The 15,463-nt window shown below is 56.7% G+C and carries 16 protein-coding genes; 1 reads left to right on the plus strand and 15 read right to left on the minus strand.

The features are described from left to right. Nucleotides 1-117: 117 nt before the first annotated feature. From BM181_RS08985 to BM181_RS09045, 13 genes are all read right to left on the minus strand, one after another. Complete coding sequence (locus BM181_RS08985; RefSeq protein WP_082336248.1) at nt 118-762, minus strand: thiamine phosphate synthase; 645 nt, start codon at nt 760-762, stop codon at nt 118-120. Further along, complete coding sequence (gene thiH, locus BM181_RS08990) at nt 755-2,005, minus strand: 2-iminoacetate synthase ThiH (RefSeq protein ID WP_033170733.1); 1,251 nt, start codon at nt 2,003-2,005, stop codon at nt 755-757. Before thiH ends, BM181_RS08985 begins: the two co-directional genes overlap by 8 nt. Before the next feature lie 11 nt (nt 2,006-2,016). After that, on the minus strand, nt 2,017-2,793 hold the full coding sequence (locus BM181_RS08995) for a thiazole synthase (RefSeq protein ID WP_075444111.1): 777 nt from the start codon (nt 2,791-2,793) through the stop codon (nt 2,017-2,019). 43 nt (nt 2,794-2,836) lie between these two features. Beyond that, nucleotides 2,837-3,031: a sulfur carrier protein ThiS gene (gene thiS / locus BM181_RS09000; protein ID WP_033170731.1), complete on the minus strand. Its 195-nt coding sequence runs from the start codon at nt 3,029-3,031 to the stop codon at nt 2,837-2,839. A 235-nt stretch (nt 3,032-3,266) separates the two neighbouring features. Further along, a complete protein-coding gene (locus BM181_RS09005; RefSeq protein WP_075444114.1) occupies nt 3,267-4,994 on the minus strand; it encodes a sulfate adenylyltransferase subunit 1 in 1,728 nt (575 codons plus the stop codon). Beyond that, nucleotides 4,994-5,800, minus strand: coding sequence for a sulfate adenylyltransferase subunit CysD (gene cysD, locus BM181_RS09010; protein ID WP_231473887.1), 807 nt, complete (start codon nt 5,798-5,800; stop codon nt 4,994-4,996). The genes BM181_RS09005 and cysD overlap by 1 nt, the downstream gene beginning before the upstream one ends. Nucleotides 5,801-5,818: 18 nt before the next feature. Then, nucleotides 5,819-6,130, minus strand: coding sequence for an indolepyruvate ferredoxin oxidoreductase subunit alpha (locus BM181_RS09015; protein ID WP_033170729.1), 312 nt, complete (start codon nt 6,128-6,130; stop codon nt 5,819-5,821). Then, nucleotides 6,114-7,802 carry an adenylyl-sulfate reductase subunit alpha gene (locus BM181_RS09020; protein WP_075444117.1) on the minus strand — a complete coding sequence of 563 codons (1,689 nt, stop codon included), beginning with the start codon at nt 7,800-7,802 and terminating at the stop codon, nt 6,114-6,116. The genes BM181_RS09015 and BM181_RS09020 overlap by 17 nt, the downstream gene beginning before the upstream one ends. A gap of 19 nt (nt 7,803-7,821) precedes the next feature. After that, nucleotides 7,822-8,886 carry a sulfate/molybdate ABC transporter ATP-binding protein gene (locus tag BM181_RS09025; RefSeq protein WP_197018703.1) on the minus strand — a complete coding sequence of 355 codons (1,065 nt, stop codon included), beginning with the start codon at nt 8,884-8,886 and terminating at the stop codon, nt 7,822-7,824. After that, a complete protein-coding gene (gene cysW / locus BM181_RS09030) occupies nt 8,876-9,697 on the minus strand; it encodes a sulfate ABC transporter permease subunit CysW (RefSeq protein ID WP_082336250.1) in 822 nt (273 codons plus the stop codon). The genes BM181_RS09025 and cysW overlap by 11 nt, the downstream gene beginning before the upstream one ends. A gap of 9 nt (nt 9,698-9,706) precedes the next feature. Beyond that, entirely contained in the window at nt 9,707-10,537 is an 831-nt protein-coding gene (gene cysT, locus BM181_RS09035; RefSeq protein WP_075444123.1) for a sulfate ABC transporter permease subunit CysT, read from the minus strand. Between the two features lie 21 nt (nt 10,538-10,558). Further along, nucleotides 10,559-11,590 (minus strand): sulfate ABC transporter substrate-binding protein, encoded by a 1,032-nt coding sequence (locus tag BM181_RS09040; RefSeq protein WP_075444126.1) that lies wholly within the window; start codon nt 11,588-11,590, stop codon nt 10,559-10,561. 246 nt (nt 11,591-11,836) lie between these two features. After that, nucleotides 11,837-12,184, minus strand: coding sequence for a YezD family protein (locus BM181_RS09045; protein WP_075444129.1), 348 nt, complete (start codon nt 12,182-12,184; stop codon nt 11,837-11,839). A 209-nt stretch (nt 12,185-12,393) separates the two neighbouring features. Here BM181_RS09045 and BM181_RS09050 point away from each other — a divergent pair, with 209 nt between their 5' ends. Beyond that, nucleotides 12,394-12,744, plus strand: coding sequence for a heat-shock protein Hsp90 (locus BM181_RS09050; RefSeq protein ID WP_075444132.1), 351 nt, complete (start codon nt 12,394-12,396; stop codon nt 12,742-12,744). A 51-nt stretch (nt 12,745-12,795) separates the two neighbouring features. On the opposite strand, the gene BM181_RS09055 is transcribed toward BM181_RS09050, so the two are convergent. Continuing rightward, on the minus strand, nt 12,796-14,571 hold the full coding sequence (locus BM181_RS09055; protein WP_075444135.1) for a methyl-accepting chemotaxis protein: 1,776 nt from the start codon (nt 14,569-14,571) through the stop codon (nt 12,796-12,798). Nucleotides 14,572-14,748: 177 nt separating this feature from the next. Beyond that, nucleotides 14,749-15,420 carry a hypothetical protein gene (locus tag BM181_RS09060; RefSeq protein ID WP_075444138.1) on the minus strand — a complete coding sequence of 224 codons (672 nt, stop codon included), beginning with the start codon at nt 15,418-15,420 and terminating at the stop codon, nt 14,749-14,751. Between the last annotated feature and the right edge of the window lie 43 nt (nt 15,421-15,463).

Below are 15,463 nucleotides of genomic sequence, written 5' to 3' on the forward strand. Positions count from 1 at the left end.
ATAGGCTTCCGTTTATCGAATGACCTACGGTGATACCGTTCAATCATATTAAACCGATATGTTTTACAAATCGATAGTGATATCTTACAACAACGCCTACGAAATGTCAACTATTTTTTATTTTTTGTAAAGCCAGGTCTCGCCCTGCATCAATCCGCTCATCACACAAGCACCAGCTGCCCCGGCAGCCAGCACCGCCGCCAATCTTGCCGGCGTGATGCCGCCGATGGCATAGACAGGGAGTGCTGACGCCTGGCAGGCCGCCTGCAAGAAATCCAAGCCCCGTCCCGGAAGGCCCTGCTTGCAGTCTGTTTCATAGATATGCCCCGCCACCAGATAGGAGCAGCCAAGGCGCTGGGCCTCCTCCACCTCATCCAGGGAATGGCAGGAGGTGCCAAGGACTTGCCATGCTGACCGCTCCGCTGGCGAAAGCTGCCGCAGCTGAGGCAGCGGCAGCTGCAGGCCATCCGCCTTCAACCCCTGGGCAACAGCAGCCTGTCCATGCAGGATGACCGGCACACCGTACTGCCTGCCGATTCCCATGACTTTCCGGGCGAGTTTTGCATACTCTTCTGCCGCCAGATCCTTTTCCCGCAGCACGATGGCCCGGGGGCCCTGAGCGGCAATCCGAGCCAGCCGCCTGTCAAAATCCCCGGTACATTGTTTGCGGTCCGTAATGGCGATGACTTTTGACAAGTCAATGGTTGACCGGTCAAATCCTGACTTGTCAAAGATTGACTTGTCATTTTTTTCCCTACACATAGAGATAGTCATTGAGCACCGGCTGCAAGCCCTCGGCGGCCATATCCGCATACATGGCCGCCAGACTGCGGGTATCGCAGATTTCAAACTGCTCATCGCCGGTGCGCGCTTCATCCTTGCCCGTATATTTTTCCTCATGGTCCCCAATGCCCGTGGACACCCCCGCGGAAATCTTCGTCGCGCAGATCTTGGCAATGCCGTTGCGGAAGGCGGCACTCTCCCGGGAGGAGACCGTTATGCCGGCAAAGGGCAGGAAGATGCGATAGGCGCAGAGGATCTGGCAGAGCTGCCGCTCGCCGACGTCCAGCGGATTGATCTTGTCGTTGTTGATGATGGGCCTCAGGCGCGGACAGGAAAGGGAAAACTCCGCCTGGGGATACTTGCGCTGCAGATAATAGACATGCAGTGCCGTAGCCAGTGCATCCTTGCGGAAATCCGACAGGCCCAAGAGGGCCGAAAAGCCGACGCCGCGCATCCCGCCGCGCAAGGCGCGTTCCTGGGCCTCAAAGCGGTAAGGCCAGACGCGCTTATGGCCCAGAAGATGCAGCGTCTCATATTTCTTGAGGTCATAGGTCTCCTGAAACACCGTGACATAATCGGCCCCGCATTCGTGGAGGTATCTGTAATCCTCGGTGTTGACGGGATAGATTTCCAGGCCCACGTTCTTGAAATACTTGCGCGCCAGCTTGCAGGCCTCACCAATATAGGAAACATTGGATTTGGTCTTGCTCTCCCCAGTGAGCAGCAGGATTTCCTCCATACCCGATGAAGCGATGACCTGCATCTCATGCTCGATCTGCCCTGCATCGAGCTGCAAGCGCTTGATGTCATTGTAGCAGTTGAAGCCGCAGTAGACGCAGTAATTCTCACAGTAGTTGGCGATGTAGAGCGGCGTGAACAGATAGACCGTGTTGCCGAAATGACGGCTTGTTTCCAGCCGTGCCCGCGCGGCCATCTCCTCGAGGAAGGGCTGCGCCGCTGGCGACAGCAAGGCCTTGAAATCCTCCACCGTGCAGCTGTCATGATTGAGCGCCCGCCGCACATCAGCGGCCGTATAGGAAGCGTAATCGTAGGCCTCCATCGCCGCGATGACCCGCGCCCTTACTGGCGAATCGATCTGCTCCATGTCGGGGAAGTATTCCAGCGGGTCCTTACGGCTGGCTGGATCTTGTTCCAGCTGATGCTTCTTGGCCAGTGCCCCTTCGCTTAGTTTTTCCGAGTCGACAAAAAACTGATTTTCCATGACGCGCCTCCTCAGTCGTGCAAAAAGCCAGTAAGGGGGTCCGAGGCAGCAGCCCCGCGGGTCAGCACGCGGCCCAGTCCCGCCAGATAGGCCTTGCGGCCAGCGGCGATGGCGTCCTTGAAGGCCGCAGCCATCAGCGGCAGATTGCCTGCCGTGGCCAGCGCCGTATTGGCCATGATAGCGGCCGCCCCCATCTCCATGGCCGCACAGGCCTCGGAGGGCTTGCCGATGCCGGCATCGACGATGATCGGCAAGTCGATCTCATCGATGAGGATCTGGATGAACTCTTTCGTGGCCAACCCCTTATTGGAACCGATTGGCGCCGCCAGCGGCATGACGGCCGCCGCCCCGGCCTCCACCAGGTCCCGGGCGACATTTAGATCCGGATACATATAGGGCATGACCACAAAGCCTTCGTTGGCCAGCCGTTCCGTCGCCTTTATAGTCTCGGCATTGTCAGGCAGCAGGTACTTCGAATCCCGCATGATCTCGATCTTGACGAAGTCCCCGCAGCCAAGCTCCCGGGCCAAATGCGCGATGCGCACGGCCTCATCGGCGTTGCGCGCCCCCGAGGTATTGGGCAAAAGGGTCACGCCTTCGGGTATATAGTCAAGGATATTTTCCTGCTCCTTCGTATTGGCCCGGCGCACGGCCAGTGTCACGATTTCCGCCCCGGCATCCCGCACGGCAGCCTCAATGAGCTGCAGCGAGTATTTGCCCGAGCCAAGGATGAAGCGGGAGTGGAACCTATGCCCGCCAATCACCAAACAATCTTCCTGTTTTTCCATCTGTCATTACTCCTCTCCACGCTGTTTCCGGCCCATTGACCACTCAGCCACCGCCCATGAAGCAGACAATCTCCACCACATCGCCGTCTTGCAGCACCGTCGTTTCATAGTCCGCCTTCGGCAGGATGACTTCATTGTATTCCACGGCAATCGCCCGGCTGTCATAGCCCGCCTCCTGGAGGTAATCACAGAGGCTTTTGCCTGCTGCCGCTTTGTCCTCACCATTTATCCTGACCATCTGCATCCTCCTGTAAAACCTGCACGAAAAAGGGAACCTGCCTGATTGGCAAGTTCCCTTCGGTTTACACGTATCATTCACCGCTCATCCCTACGTTGGCATTATCCAAATCAGGTTATGGGTCGGAGTCGTAACCTCCCTCTCAGCCTGCTGTGATGTCCCCATCGGCAAGCTCCCCTTGCTGTGCAATTGTCTTTGACTATTATACGTCAGCTTACGCAAAATTGCAAATTACTCAGATAACATAGTCAAAGTAGAACTGCAAGCGGCGGTATTGGTTCAGGAAGAAATAACGGTTAGCAAACGCAGCTTTTACGCGAGGTTCCACGTGGCTCGAGGCCAGTTCCCGATAGACCGACAGCATTTCCTTCAGCTCCTTGGCCTTATAGACCTTGATGCCAAAGCCGCGGCCATTGATCAGTGGCCGCCCCGAATACTCATAGTCCGCCAGCGGCAGGATAGATTCGATCCTGCCCTGCCGCACCGAAACCGCTACCTGGTCGCGCAGGATAAGGATGTCAAAATCGGCCGGATACTCGTAGCTGATGCCCCGGCGGGGAATCTCATCCCCCACCTGATAGGGTTTCTTGACGGCTGCGGCTACCTTCGTGACGTTGTAGCTTTCGATATCGTAGTAGAATTCATCGAAGACATCGCCCCGGGCGCGGATGCCGCCGTTCACAAAGGCGAAGCCTGCCCCCTCGTCGGCCTTTTCGGCGGCGACGACGATACCGCCGCCGGCCACATCATAGCCATCCACCAGCACGAACCGGCCCGTTGCCTGATGCTCCTGGAACACATCAAAGGCAATGGCCTCCTTGAGGCTCAGGATGACTTCTGCCACATCGTTCAGCCGCAGTTCCTTGGCTCCCTCGCGGCTGTCGAGATTGGCCGCATCGATGGTCTTGACGATGTCAGCCACCTCGGCCTCCACCTCCTGGGTGGCAAGCTTTAATTTGTAGGTACTGCCCTTGCGCAGAGGATTGCGCCCCATCCAGAATATCGAGGCCCGCAGGCGGTTGGACACGTGGGGGGCCTTGGCCCCAGGCGTCGTGATGATCTCACCGCGCTGGTTGAAGAACTCATCCCGGACGATGATGCCCGTGGATTCCCCGGCCAAGGCGCGCTCCTTCTTGTCCCGCTCCTGCCAGTAGGCAATGGACTGGATGACCGTGCGGCGCCCCGATGGGTAGATGGCGATCTCATCGCCCACGGCGAGCTTGCCGGCCTCGATGCGTCCGGCAATGATGCGGCGGTCGTCGAATTTGAACACATCCTGTATGGGCAGGCGCAGATCCTTGTCGATAATTTCTTTGCTGGCCTCGAGCAAATCGAGAGAATCCAGCAGCACCGGGCCATCATACCAAGGCATATTGGCCGACTCGGCGGCGATATTGTCGCCCTGATACCCCGATACCGGCAAATAGCGCAGGGGCTTTACCCCCAGCGGTTCCAGGAACTCCTTCATATCGTCAGCAACCTTGTGGAATACTTCCTCGGAGTAGTCCACCAAATCCATCTTGTTGACAACCACATAGACCTTCTCGATGCCCAGCAGGGACAGCATATAGCCATGGCGCTTGGACTGCTCCTGCACCCCCTGTTTGGCATCAACAATCAAGAGAGCCGCATTGGCATTGGCTGCCCCCGAAATCATATTCTTGAGGAACTCCTTATGACCCGGTGCGTCGATGATGACGTACTCGCGCTTTTTCGTCGCAAACTGAATCTGGGTCGTATCAATCGTGATGCCCTGTTTCTGCTCTTCCTCAAAGGCATCGAGGAGATAGGCATACTCAAAGGGCTTGCCCGTTTCCCTGGCGATGCGCTTGACCTTGTCCACTGCGCCCTGGGGCAGGGAATCCGTATCGTAGAGCAGACGGCCGATGACCGTCGATTTGCCATGATCCACATGACCGACCACCACGATATGCAGACCTTCTTGTTTCAATTTCTCATCCATTACATATACCCCTCTTTACGCAGTTTCTGCATCGCATAAGCATCTTCCTGGTCCTGCTTACGCCCGGCACGCTCGCCAGTCTTCGTATGTTTCAATTCTTCAATGATCTTGTCAAGGGTATCAGCCTCCGACTCAATCTGTCCCGTGCAGCAGGCACAGCCCAGGCTGCGGTAACGCTTGCCGTTCTTGGCAAAATACAGGTCGATGATGGGAATATTCTCCCGGCGGATGTATTCCCAGATATCCAGCTCACTCCAAGCAAGAATCGGATGCACGCGGATGTGGTTGCCCTTGGGGAAATCCGTCTTGAACTGATTCCAGAGCTCCGGCGGCTGGTTGGTGTAGTCCCAGCCATCATCCTGGGTACGCTCGGAGAAAACCCGCTCCTTGGAGCGGGAGCCCTCCTCGTCGCGGCGCACCCCGACGATAAGACCGTCAAAGCCGTGCTGCTTCACCACCTGACGGAGGCCTTCGGTCTTGAGGGCCTTGCAGCAGGCCAGACGCCCCTTGTCGGGGCCGATGCCCGCATGTATGGCCTCCCAGTTCGTATGGACGATGAGGTCCAGGCCCAATTCCTTGGCTACCCGGTCGCGGTAGGCAATCATCTCGGGAATCTTGTGTTTCGTATCCACATGGATGAAGGGAAAGGGTACATGGCCGTAAAAGGCTTTCTTGGCCAGCCACAGCAGCACCGTCGAATCCTTGCCGATTGACCAGAGCATGCCCAGCTTGCCCAATTTCTTATACGCCTCCCGGAGGATGTAGATACTCTCCGCCTCCAGTTGATCCAAATGATCCATTGCCATTGTTATCGTCTCCTAACCTCAATACGCATTTGCTTTATTTTTTGCTACGATGATTTCCTGCTCACTGCCATCGGGAAGTCTTAGCTGCCAGGTAAGCGACGCCGCCGAATCATGGGCATAAAGCCGGCCGCCAGCACCGCCAAGATCAGCGCTCAGATAGTAGAAAATCGCATCCCGCGGGCACTCCTTGACGCAGGCCGTGCAGCCCCAGCAGTCCCGCACCTCGCGGATGGCGGCTTTCCCCGCCGTCACTTCCAATAGATTTCCCGGACAGACCTCCGTGCAGCGGCCGCAGCCCACGCACTTTTCCGGTTCAATACTGATGCTCATACCGTTCCCCCCGCTTGACCAGATCCCGATAGATGATTTTCACCTTTCCCTCCTCCAGCCGCGAATTGACATATTTTTCCAGCGCCGGATCTTTGCCCGGATAGTCAAGATTCTCGGCAAAGGAGTGCCAACGCGTCTCCCGGCGGGCCTTCAGATGCTCGATGAGCACGCGGCAGATGAGCAGCCGCTCCTGCAGTTCAAAGAGCTGCACCAGCTCATAGCCATCCGCCGCCCGCAAGTCCTCACTGAGCCTTGTCAGCCGCCCGATGTGTTTGGCCGCCAGGTCCAGCTGCCTTTCCGTATAGCGATAGCCAGTGGTAATCCCCCCTGCATACTCATCCATGACCTGCTGCATGGCCTCCTCAAGCCCCGCCGCCGTAAACAGCGGACTAGCTGCTGGTGGCTTCAGCAGTGCCGTGACCCGGTCCAAAATCCTCTGGCGGACCACTGGGGGAAGGTCTGGCTGCCCCTGCCCTTCCGCATAGGCGGCGGCACTTTCCGCAGCAATCTTTCCCTCCACAAAAGCACCGGTCACATATTTCTGCGGGCAGCCGCCAGCCACGTCGCCAGCTGCGAACAGCCCCGGCAGCGTCGTCGCCCGCACCGCATCGATCCAATAGCCGCTGGCCGTATGGCCGCCCACCACATAGGGCTCGGAGCCCTCCACCTCCACATTGGCGCTGGCAGGGCCTAGCCCCGTCTCGCGCCACTTCATGGTCTGGGCCGGTGCCATGTTGAGATAGGCCCGCTCCAGCGAAGCCTGCTGCACCTTGGTGATGCCCTCGGTTTCCAGATAGCAGGGGCCCCGCCCGGCCAGATTCTCGCTGACCACGGCATACAGGCGTTCTGACGTCGTATTGCCGTATCTATGCTGATAGCGCTCCCCCGCTGCGTTGACCTGAGCCGCGCCGACGCCCTGGGCCAATGTTCCCGTCGGCGCAATGGTACCCTTGCAGCGCAGGGCGATGAACCGCATCTCAAAGGTCGTCATCTCCGCGCCAGCCCGCAGGCCCATGGCATAGCCAGCCCCGGTATTGAAGGGACTGTACCACATCTTGTGGCGGGAACGGCCCGGATGATTGGGCCGGTAGAGCCCGGCCGCACCGCCCGTGGCACAGATGACGGCCTTGGCCCGCAGGAAATACAACTTCTCCTGCCGCACACCGACGCCCCAGGCGCCAGTCACCGAGCCATCATCAGCCTGCAAATAGTCGACGACACTTACATGTTCCAGCACTTCTACATTTTTACTCTTGCGCACCGCCATCGCCAGCAGCGGCTTGATATTTTCACCATTTATCTTGAGATTGCGCCACCCACGGGAGACATACTGGCCCCGCTCATCCTTCAGGATGACAAGTCCCAGCTCTTCCATATGACGGGTCACTTCGTTGAGCCCCTGGGACATCGTCAGCAGCAGGTCATCGCGCACAATGCCCGCCGCGTCTTTCGCCGCGTAATCGGCATAATCCTCGGGACTGTGCCCCGGCGTGATATAGGCATTCAGGGCATTGACCCCGGCAGCCAGACAGCCGCTGCGCTTGATGCCGGCCTTATCCACCAACAGCACCCTGAGCTCCGGATGGTCTGTGGCCAAGGTAATGGCCGCATAGCAGCCAGCGGCACCGCCGCCCACAATCAGCACATCGGCTGTCTTATCCAAAACTTCCATTCGTCTTTCACATCCTGTATCAAATAACCACCGACTCTTCCTGTTTCGCCCGGTTTTCAATGATCTGGGTCTTCCCGCCGGCGAAACTGTAGACGCGGTGAATCAAAACCAGCGCCCGGTCCCCCTCCTGCAAGGGTTTCTTTTCGAGGCTGCGCCAGCCATATAAGAGCTGGCCTTTGACCTCCACCACCACTTGCAGGCTGCTGCCCCGGAAATAGGTGGCCCTGACCGTGCCCTGTTCCGCCGCCAGGGGCATCAGGATTTCCTCCTCCTCGGCAGCAATCTCCAGGAATTCCGGCCGCAGGATGCCCTCATGGCTGCCTGCGCCATTCGTAAATCCCTTGAACACCGTATAGTCGGGAACATGCACCGACTCACCGATGAAATCCGCCACAAAGGGCGTCTCGGGATGCTGATAGATGGCAGCTGGCGAACCAGCCTGCTCCACATGGCCGTGATTCGTGATGATGATGTCATCGGCCACCTCCACCGCCTCATCCTGGTCATGGGTGACAAAGATACTGGTGATGCCCAGCTGATGGATGGTGGCCCGCAGCCATTGTCTCAGTTCCTTGCGCACCTTCGCATCGATAGCCGCAAAAGGTTCATCCAATAACAGAAGCTCCGGCTCTGGGGCCAAGGCCCGTGCAAAGGCTACCCGCTGCCGCTGGCCCCCTGAAAGCTGCTGCGGATAACGGGTGGCAAATTCTTTAAGCCCAATAAGCTCCACAAGCTTATCCACCCGCGCGGCAATTTCCTTTGGCGGCACCTTCTGTACCTTGAGCCCAAAGGCGATATTTTCCCATACCGTCATATGGCGGAACAATGCGTAGTTCTGGAACACAAAACCAATGCCGCGCTTCCCCGCCGGCAGGTCGTTGACCCGCTTGCCCGCAATGAAGATATCCCCGCTGTCGGGATGCTCGAGGCCTGCAATCATGCGCAGGATGGTGGTCTTGCCACTGCCCGACGGTCCCAAGAGGCCGATAAGTTTTCCCTTTTCCACCGTCAGATTCACGTCATCTGAGGCCTTGAACGTGCCAAAATTCTTATGGATATGTTTAAGTTCTACTTCAATTGCCATTTCTTAGCCCCCGTTTCGCCCGCCATTCCACCAGATTCCGCAGGATCAGGATGATGACGGCCAGAATCACCAGAATCGATGCCACGGCAAAGGCCGCCGTGAAATTGTATTCGTTATAGAGGATTTCGATATGCAGCGGCAGGGTATTCGTCTTGCCCCGGATATGTCCCGAAACTACCGACACCGCACCGAATTCCCCCAGGGCCCTGGCGGTACAGAGTATCACGCCATAGAGCAACGCCCACTTGATATTCGGCAGGGTCACCCGCCGGAAAATCGTCCAGCCGCTGGCCCCCATCGTCGCCGCAGCCTCCTCCTCGCTGCGCCCCTGGGCCTCCATGACCGGCACCAGCTCCCGGGTGATGAACGGAAAGGTCACGAACACCGTGGCGAGGATGATGCCCGGCACCGCGAAGATGATCGCGATGTGCTCAGCCCGCAGGAAGGGATAGAGGGGACTCATGCGGCCAAACAGGATGACAAACAGCAAACCGGCCACCACCGGAGAAATGGCAAAAGGCAGATCCAGCAGCGAACTCCAAAAAGCCTTGCCGCGGAAATCGTATTTCGTGAGCAGCCAGGCCGAAGCCAGGCCAAATACCGTATTGCCAAGCACCGCCGCCACCGTTGCCTCTAAGGTCAGATACAGCGCCTTGCGCGCAAAGGGCTCGTCGAGAGCGGCCAGATAAGCCTGCCAGCCCTTGGCCAACGCCTCGCTGGCCACCAGGACCAGCGTCAGCACCAGCATGACCAGCAGGAAGGCAGCAGCCAGTCCGATAAGCCCCCATTGACTGAATTTATGCGGTTTCACTGCCAACTTTCACACCCCCTGTTTCTGCACGCGATAGCGCTGATACCCATTGATGAGCAATAAGATGGCAAAGGACAAGAGCAGCAGCACCAGCGCAATGGCCGCCGCTGCCTGATAGTCGAACTGCTCCAGCTTAGCCATGATCAAGAGCGGTGCGATTTCCGTCTCATAGGGAAGATTGCCCGCAATGAAAACCACGCTGCCGTACTCGCCGACCCCCCGGGCAAAGGCCAAAGAAAAACCCGTGAGCAGCGGCGATACCAGCTCAGGAAAAATTACACGGCGAAAGGTCAGCCAATCGCCTGCCCCCAGCAAAGATGCCGCCTCCTCCACCTGCGGGTCGAGGTCCCGCAGCACCGGCTGGACACTGCGGGCCACAAAGGGCAGGCCCACAAAGACCATCGCTAACGTAATGCCCAGCGGCGAAAAGGCCGAGGGAATCCCAAATGCATACAGGTACTGGCCCAGCCAGCCGTTTTCCGCATAGAGCGTCGTAAGCGCAATGCCCGCCACCGCCGTGGGCAGGGCAAAGGGCAGATCGATAAGGCCATCGAGAACCCCCTTGCCGAAGAACTCATAGCGGACGAGCACCCAGGCCAGCAGCAACCCGAAGACACCATTCATCACCGCTGCCGCCAGTGCCGTCAGCAGGCTGATATAATACGCATGGAAGACGCGGTAATCCAGCACCACTGCAAAAAATTTCTCCCAGCCCATGCCTGCGGTATACAGGACAAAAGCGGCCAGCGGAATCAATAAGATAAGCGAGAGATAAAAGAATGTGATGCCGCAGGTAAAGCGATATCCCGGAATGACTTTCTTATTGCTGAAACTGCTCACTTTCCTGCCTCCTTCACCGTGTCATTTCTTCTCATAGATCTGGTCAAAGGTACCGCCATCGGCGAAATGCTCCTTCTGGGCCTTTGTCCAGCCGCCAAAAGCCTCATCGATCGTCACGAGCTTGAGGGGCAGGAATACCTTAGCATACTTAGCGGCCACCTCTTTGTCACGGGGACGGTAGAAATTCTTAGCGGCGATTTCCTGGCCCTCTTTGCTGTAGAGGAAGTTGATGTAGGCCTCGGCCAGCTTACGCGTGCCCTTGCGCTCCACCACTTCATCGACTACCGCCACCGACGGCTCCGCCAGGATGCTGATGGACGGCACTACGATCTCATAATCGTCCGGTGCATCCTTCGCCGACAGCAGGGCTTCATTCTCCCAGGCAATCAAGACATCCCCCTGCCCGCGCTGGACGAAGGAAGTCGTTGCACCACGGGCACCGGAATCCAGTGCCACCACATGGCTGAACAGTACCTTGAGGAAATCCTTTATCTTGGCCTCATCGCCATTGTTATGCTCCTTGGCATATTCCCAAGCTGCCAGATAGTTCCAGCGGGCACCGCCTGACGTCTTCGGATTCGGCGTCACGATCTGCACATCGTCCCGCACCAGGTCGTTCCAGTCGTGGATGTTCTTCGGGTTGCCCTTGCGCACCAGGAAGACGATCGTCGAGGTATAAGGTGCCGAGTTATCGGGGAATTTCTTGATCCAGTCCTTGTCGATGAGACCTGCCTGGGCAATCTCATCCACGTCATAGGCCAAGGCCAGCGTGACCACATCTGCCTCGAGCCCATCGCGCACCGACCGGGCCTGCTTGCCCGAACCGCCATGAGACTGGGAGAAGGTCACGTCTTCGCCGGATTCTTTTTTCCATTCCTCCTTGAACTTCGCATTGAACTCCGCGAAGAGCTCACGGGTCGGGTCATAGGAGACATTGAGGAACTCCTTGCCAGCGCTGCCGCTGTCTGCCGTTGCATTGCCGCCGCACCCCGTCAGCGCCCCCATGGCCAATACCAAACCTGCCGCAAGTCCAAACCATTTTTTCGCCTTCATTTCAAACACTCCTCATCCTTCATACTAATGACCTATATCAGAAACATATACGAAAAAAGCCTATGGACGCACAGAACTCTCAGACTTATCCTCGCGGTTCCTGTACGGCTCCATAGGCTTTCGTTTTTCGAATGACCTGCGGTTATCCGTTTAATCATATTTATCATATATGCTTTCTTTCGATTGTTAATAGTCTATATCGGCTCAAGCCATTTGTCAAATCTGTCATGCTGCCTGGCAGAACATTCAGATGCCCTCACCATCCAATCCGGTAAAGCGCTGTTTCTCCGTCCGCTCCATCTGCACGACGCTTCCACGCTTCACCACGATGACCAGCCGCCCATACTGCAGACGGCAGAATTCCTGCCGGATATGCTCGGCAACATGCTGGCATTGTTTTTCACTCCATACCTTCTCGTCCCGCTGGCAGCCAAAACTTTCGATCCGCAGTTTTTCCTTCCACTCCACCTGGACCAAAATTCCATCCTGCGCGACCAAAACCACTTCACCGTAGCTGATGCGCTGCAAGATTTTGAAGATCTCAGCCATGACGCCAGCAGGAACTTCTCCCACACACAATTTTCTCCCGGCCATCCATCCGCCCCCTAAAATATACTTATCAGATATGTTTAATTTATATTGTATAATATACCTTTTCTTTGCATTCGTCAACCCATTTCAGGAAAAATAATGCAATAGTGTAAACAAGCATACTTACAGTATTTGACAATTCAACGGGGAAATGATATGTTGGACCTGATAGACATAGTATCTGAACACAGACAGAAAGGATGGTTTATGCTATGACAAAAGAAGAACTCCTCCAGGAGGTGCGCGCTGTCATCGCGGCCCCGAGCTGCTACAGCGGACTCAAGGAAGCTGCTGAAGCCTACCTTGCCGCTGTCGATCAGGCAGGTGAAAAAGACGCCGCCCGGAAACTGCTTGCTGAGCTTGAGGCCGACGTTTGCAGCATCGATGATGTCATCCCGTTCTTCGCTTCCAATGAAGCCAAGAAGCTTTTCGGTGAAGAGCAGGCCACAGCCATGCTGGCACAGGCACATGAGGTCAAGGCCCAAGGCGGCGACACCTGCTTCTGCCCGGCCTGCACCGCTGGCAAGGCCATCCTCGACAATCGCGACGTCCTGTTGGGCTGACAAAAAAACTCTGTTTGCGACGAATCTCCGCAAACAGAGTTTTTTATTGCCTCAAATCTTGAATTTCTCGACCGCTGCCTCCATAGATTGTGCCATCTCAGTAAGCTGGCGGCTCGAGCTGGCGATCTCATTCATCGTCGCCGTCTGCTCCTCCGTTGCTGCCGATACTGTCTCGGCCTCGCTAGCAACACTGCGGCTCATCTCACTGATCTTGCTGATTGCACCGGAAATCGTATTGGTGCTCTCTGAAAGCGTCACGACAATGCGCTCCATCTCCTTGGTCTCGCCGACAACTTTCTCGACCATTTCAGCGATTTCCTTGAAAGTGGTTCCCGCGCCGTTGACAGCGCCAACGCCATTCTGTACCTGGCTGACACCATCCTGCATGACTGATACGGCACTGCGCGACTTCGACTGGATGGAACCGATGATGCCAGCAATCTCACGAGCTGACTCACTCGACTGCTCAGCGAGCTTGCGTACCTCATCCGCAACGACGGCAAAGCCGCGGCCATGCTCACCAGCACGCGCCGCCTCGATAGCGGCATTGAGGGCCAGCAGGTTCGTCTGCTCAGCGATCTCCGAAATCGCATCGACGATCGTACCGATCTTGTCAGACTCATGGCCGAGCTCCTCGATGACCTTGGCCGACTCGCTGACGGACTGCTCGATGAGCTCCATCTGCTGCACGGCGCTGGCGACTTTCTGCTCACCAGCATCGGCCTGTGATTTCGCCGAACCGACAACGGTACCGGCATGATCGAGAGCCTTCTCGAATTTCTCCATATTCATCGACAGATGGTTGATATGCTCACTGGCATTCTCGACCTCTGTGAACTGCTCACTACACGAACCAGCCACATTGACGATCGAATCTGCCACCTGCCCGCTGACCTCAGCCGACTGCTCGGAGCTATTCGTCAGCTGCTGCGACGAAGAAGCTACCTGCTTGCTGGATTCTGCCACCTGACGCATCATGTCATGGACCTGCTGCTGGAGTTTCTGCAGCGCCTGGCTCATCTCGCCAATCTCATCGCTGCGATGCATGACTTCCGTGAGGGATTCATCCTTGCGGAAATCACCAGTCGCCAGCACGCCCAGCCGGCTCGTGACCAGATGGATCGGGCCGACCACGGTCCCGGCAGCATAAAGGCCCAGGCCCACAAAAGCGGCCAGCAGGATGACAATGATGCCGCCCAGCTTCATGATGCTCGACCAGAACGTCGCATCAGCTTCGGCCCGTGCATCAGCTACCTTCGCATCAATGTAGTCGATCCAGACACCCGTACCGACAACCCACTGATATGGTGCGAACGTCGCCGTGTAGTTGCGCTTCGGCAGCGGCGTCGTCTCATTCGGTTTTGCAAACATCAGATCCGTATAGCCGCCACCATCTTTGCGGCCATTCTCGATCATTTCCTTGATGAAATGACGCCCTTCCGGGTCAGTCAGATTGATGCGCGACTTGCCCTCGGTATCGCGGCCGAGCAGAACGACGTTGACACCCTCATAAGTGTCGATCCAGAAATATCCCGCACCATCATCGTAGCGCATGTCGCGGACAAGATCTGCCGCCTGCTTCTTCGCCTGCTCCTCCGTCAGCTCGCCCTTCTGCTGGCGGTCGTAGATCTGCTTGATGATCGTGATGGCTGACTCCGTCTCGATCTTGAGCTCACGCTCCACATCCTGGGTCAGCGTCCGACGGTACGTCTCTACCTGCCGATCCGTCTCACTGATCAGATTCGTGATAAACAGTGCACTGACCAGCAATGTTGTCAGCACCGCCGTACCGACGACCATGATAACAAAACGTCCTTTCAAAGACATGGCAACCCCTCCTATGATTCATCCCAATGATTATGGAAAATCTCCTTACCTTTACTCTTTCTTTTCTCTCGTCCTAGATATTTCGACAAGAAAGCAGTAAATCCTCCTTGATTGCCACACCAAAAGAGGCTTATCGCAAAACGTTTTCCGCGATAAGCCTCTTCTTTCCTTATTCGTTTATTGCCAGCCCTGCATCGTCCAGTAGTCTTCGATTCCCTTGACCACCGGATAGAAGGCTTCCGTTATATTGGCGATATGGACCGCCTGCCAATGGCCGTCCTCCTGCTGCTGCAGGTCGACCTTGAGCGTAAGCTGCGGTACGAGCCGGCCATAGGCTGTATCTCTGCCCGTGATGCCGACAACGGCCACAGCCTGGGTGCCGTTGGTCTGGACAGATTCCACGCGGACATCGTAGCTGTCCGCAAACTTCGTCATCTCGTCAGCGATCCACTTTGCCTGTCCATCCATGCGGCTGATCGGCGTGATCGCCGGATCCATATAGAGCTCCAGCGTCCGCTGGATGAATACGATATCGTCACTGCGCCGCTCAGCGATGTACTGCTGCATGAAGGCCGTGTCATGACAGAAAAACCAATCCTGCGGATACGTCTTGTGCAGGTTCTCGATATCATCGGCCAGCAGCTTGGTGCTCTCATCATACGTCGTCGCAATGAGGCCATCCACATCTGCATAGCGCTTCACCGTGTCATAGTCATGAGCCTTCACGCCGTCCATGATCTGCGCCAGCGCATACTCCGGCGTCCGCTCAGCCTGATACGAATAGCCGATGCTGCCACCGGCAGCTATGAGCACTGCCAGCATAGCCAGCAATATATGTTTCATCTTCATGGGTCATTCCTCCCAGACCTGGATCTTATTGCCATATAGCTTA

This window comes from Pseudoselenomonas ruminantium (genome assembly GCF_900113715.1).
Lineage (GTDB): Bacteria > Bacillota > Negativicutes > Selenomonadales > Selenomonadaceae > Selenomonas_A > Selenomonas_A caprae.

Coding starts and splice junctions, on each gene's coding strand:
- BM181_RS09040 (WP_075444126.1), bottom strand. CDS start 11,590: ATGAAGGCGAAAAAATGGTTTGGACTTGCGGCAGGTTTGGTATTGGCC.
- BM181_RS09045 (WP_075444129.1), bottom strand. CDS start 12,184: ATGGCCGGGAGAAAATTGTGTGTGGGAGAAGTTCCTGCTGGCGTCATG.
- thiS (WP_033170731.1), bottom strand. CDS start 3,031: ATGGTCAGGATAAATGGTGAGGACAAAGCGGCAGCAGGCAAAAGCCTC.
- BM181_RS09050 (WP_075444132.1), top strand. CDS start 12,394: ATGACAAAAGAAGAACTCCTCCAGGAGGTGCGCGCTGTCATCGCGGCC.
- BM181_RS09015 (WP_033170729.1), bottom strand. CDS start 6,130: ATGAGCATCAGTATTGAACCGGAAAAGTGCGTGGGCTGCGGCCGCTGC.
- BM181_RS08995 (WP_075444111.1), bottom strand. CDS start 2,793: ATGGAAAAACAGGAAGATTGTTTGGTGATTGGCGGGCATAGGTTCCAC.
- BM181_RS09060 (WP_075444138.1), bottom strand. CDS start 15,420: ATGAAGATGAAACATATATTGCTGGCTATGCTGGCAGTGCTCATAGCT.
- BM181_RS09005 (WP_075444114.1), bottom strand. CDS start 4,994: ATGGATGAGAAATTGAAACAAGAAGGTCTGCATATCGTGGTGGTCGGT.
- BM181_RS09020 (WP_075444117.1), bottom strand. CDS start 7,802: ATGGAAGTTTTGGATAAGACAGCCGATGTGCTGATTGTGGGCGGCGGT.
- cysD (WP_231473887.1), bottom strand. CDS start 5,800: ATGGCAATGGATCATTTGGATCAACTGGAGGCGGAGAGTATCTACATC.
- BM181_RS09025 (WP_197018703.1), bottom strand. CDS start 8,886: ATGGCAATTGAAGTAGAACTTAAACATATCCATAAGAATTTTGGCACG.
- BM181_RS08985 (WP_082336248.1), bottom strand. CDS start 762: ATGTGTAGGGAAAAAAATGACAAGTCAATCTTTGACAAGTCAGGATTT.
- thiH (WP_033170733.1), bottom strand. CDS start 2,005: ATGGAAAATCAGTTTTTTGTCGACTCGGAAAAACTAAGCGAAGGGGCA.
- BM181_RS09055 (WP_075444135.1), bottom strand. CDS start 14,571: ATGTCTTTGAAAGGACGTTTTGTTATCATGGTCGTCGGTACGGCGGTG.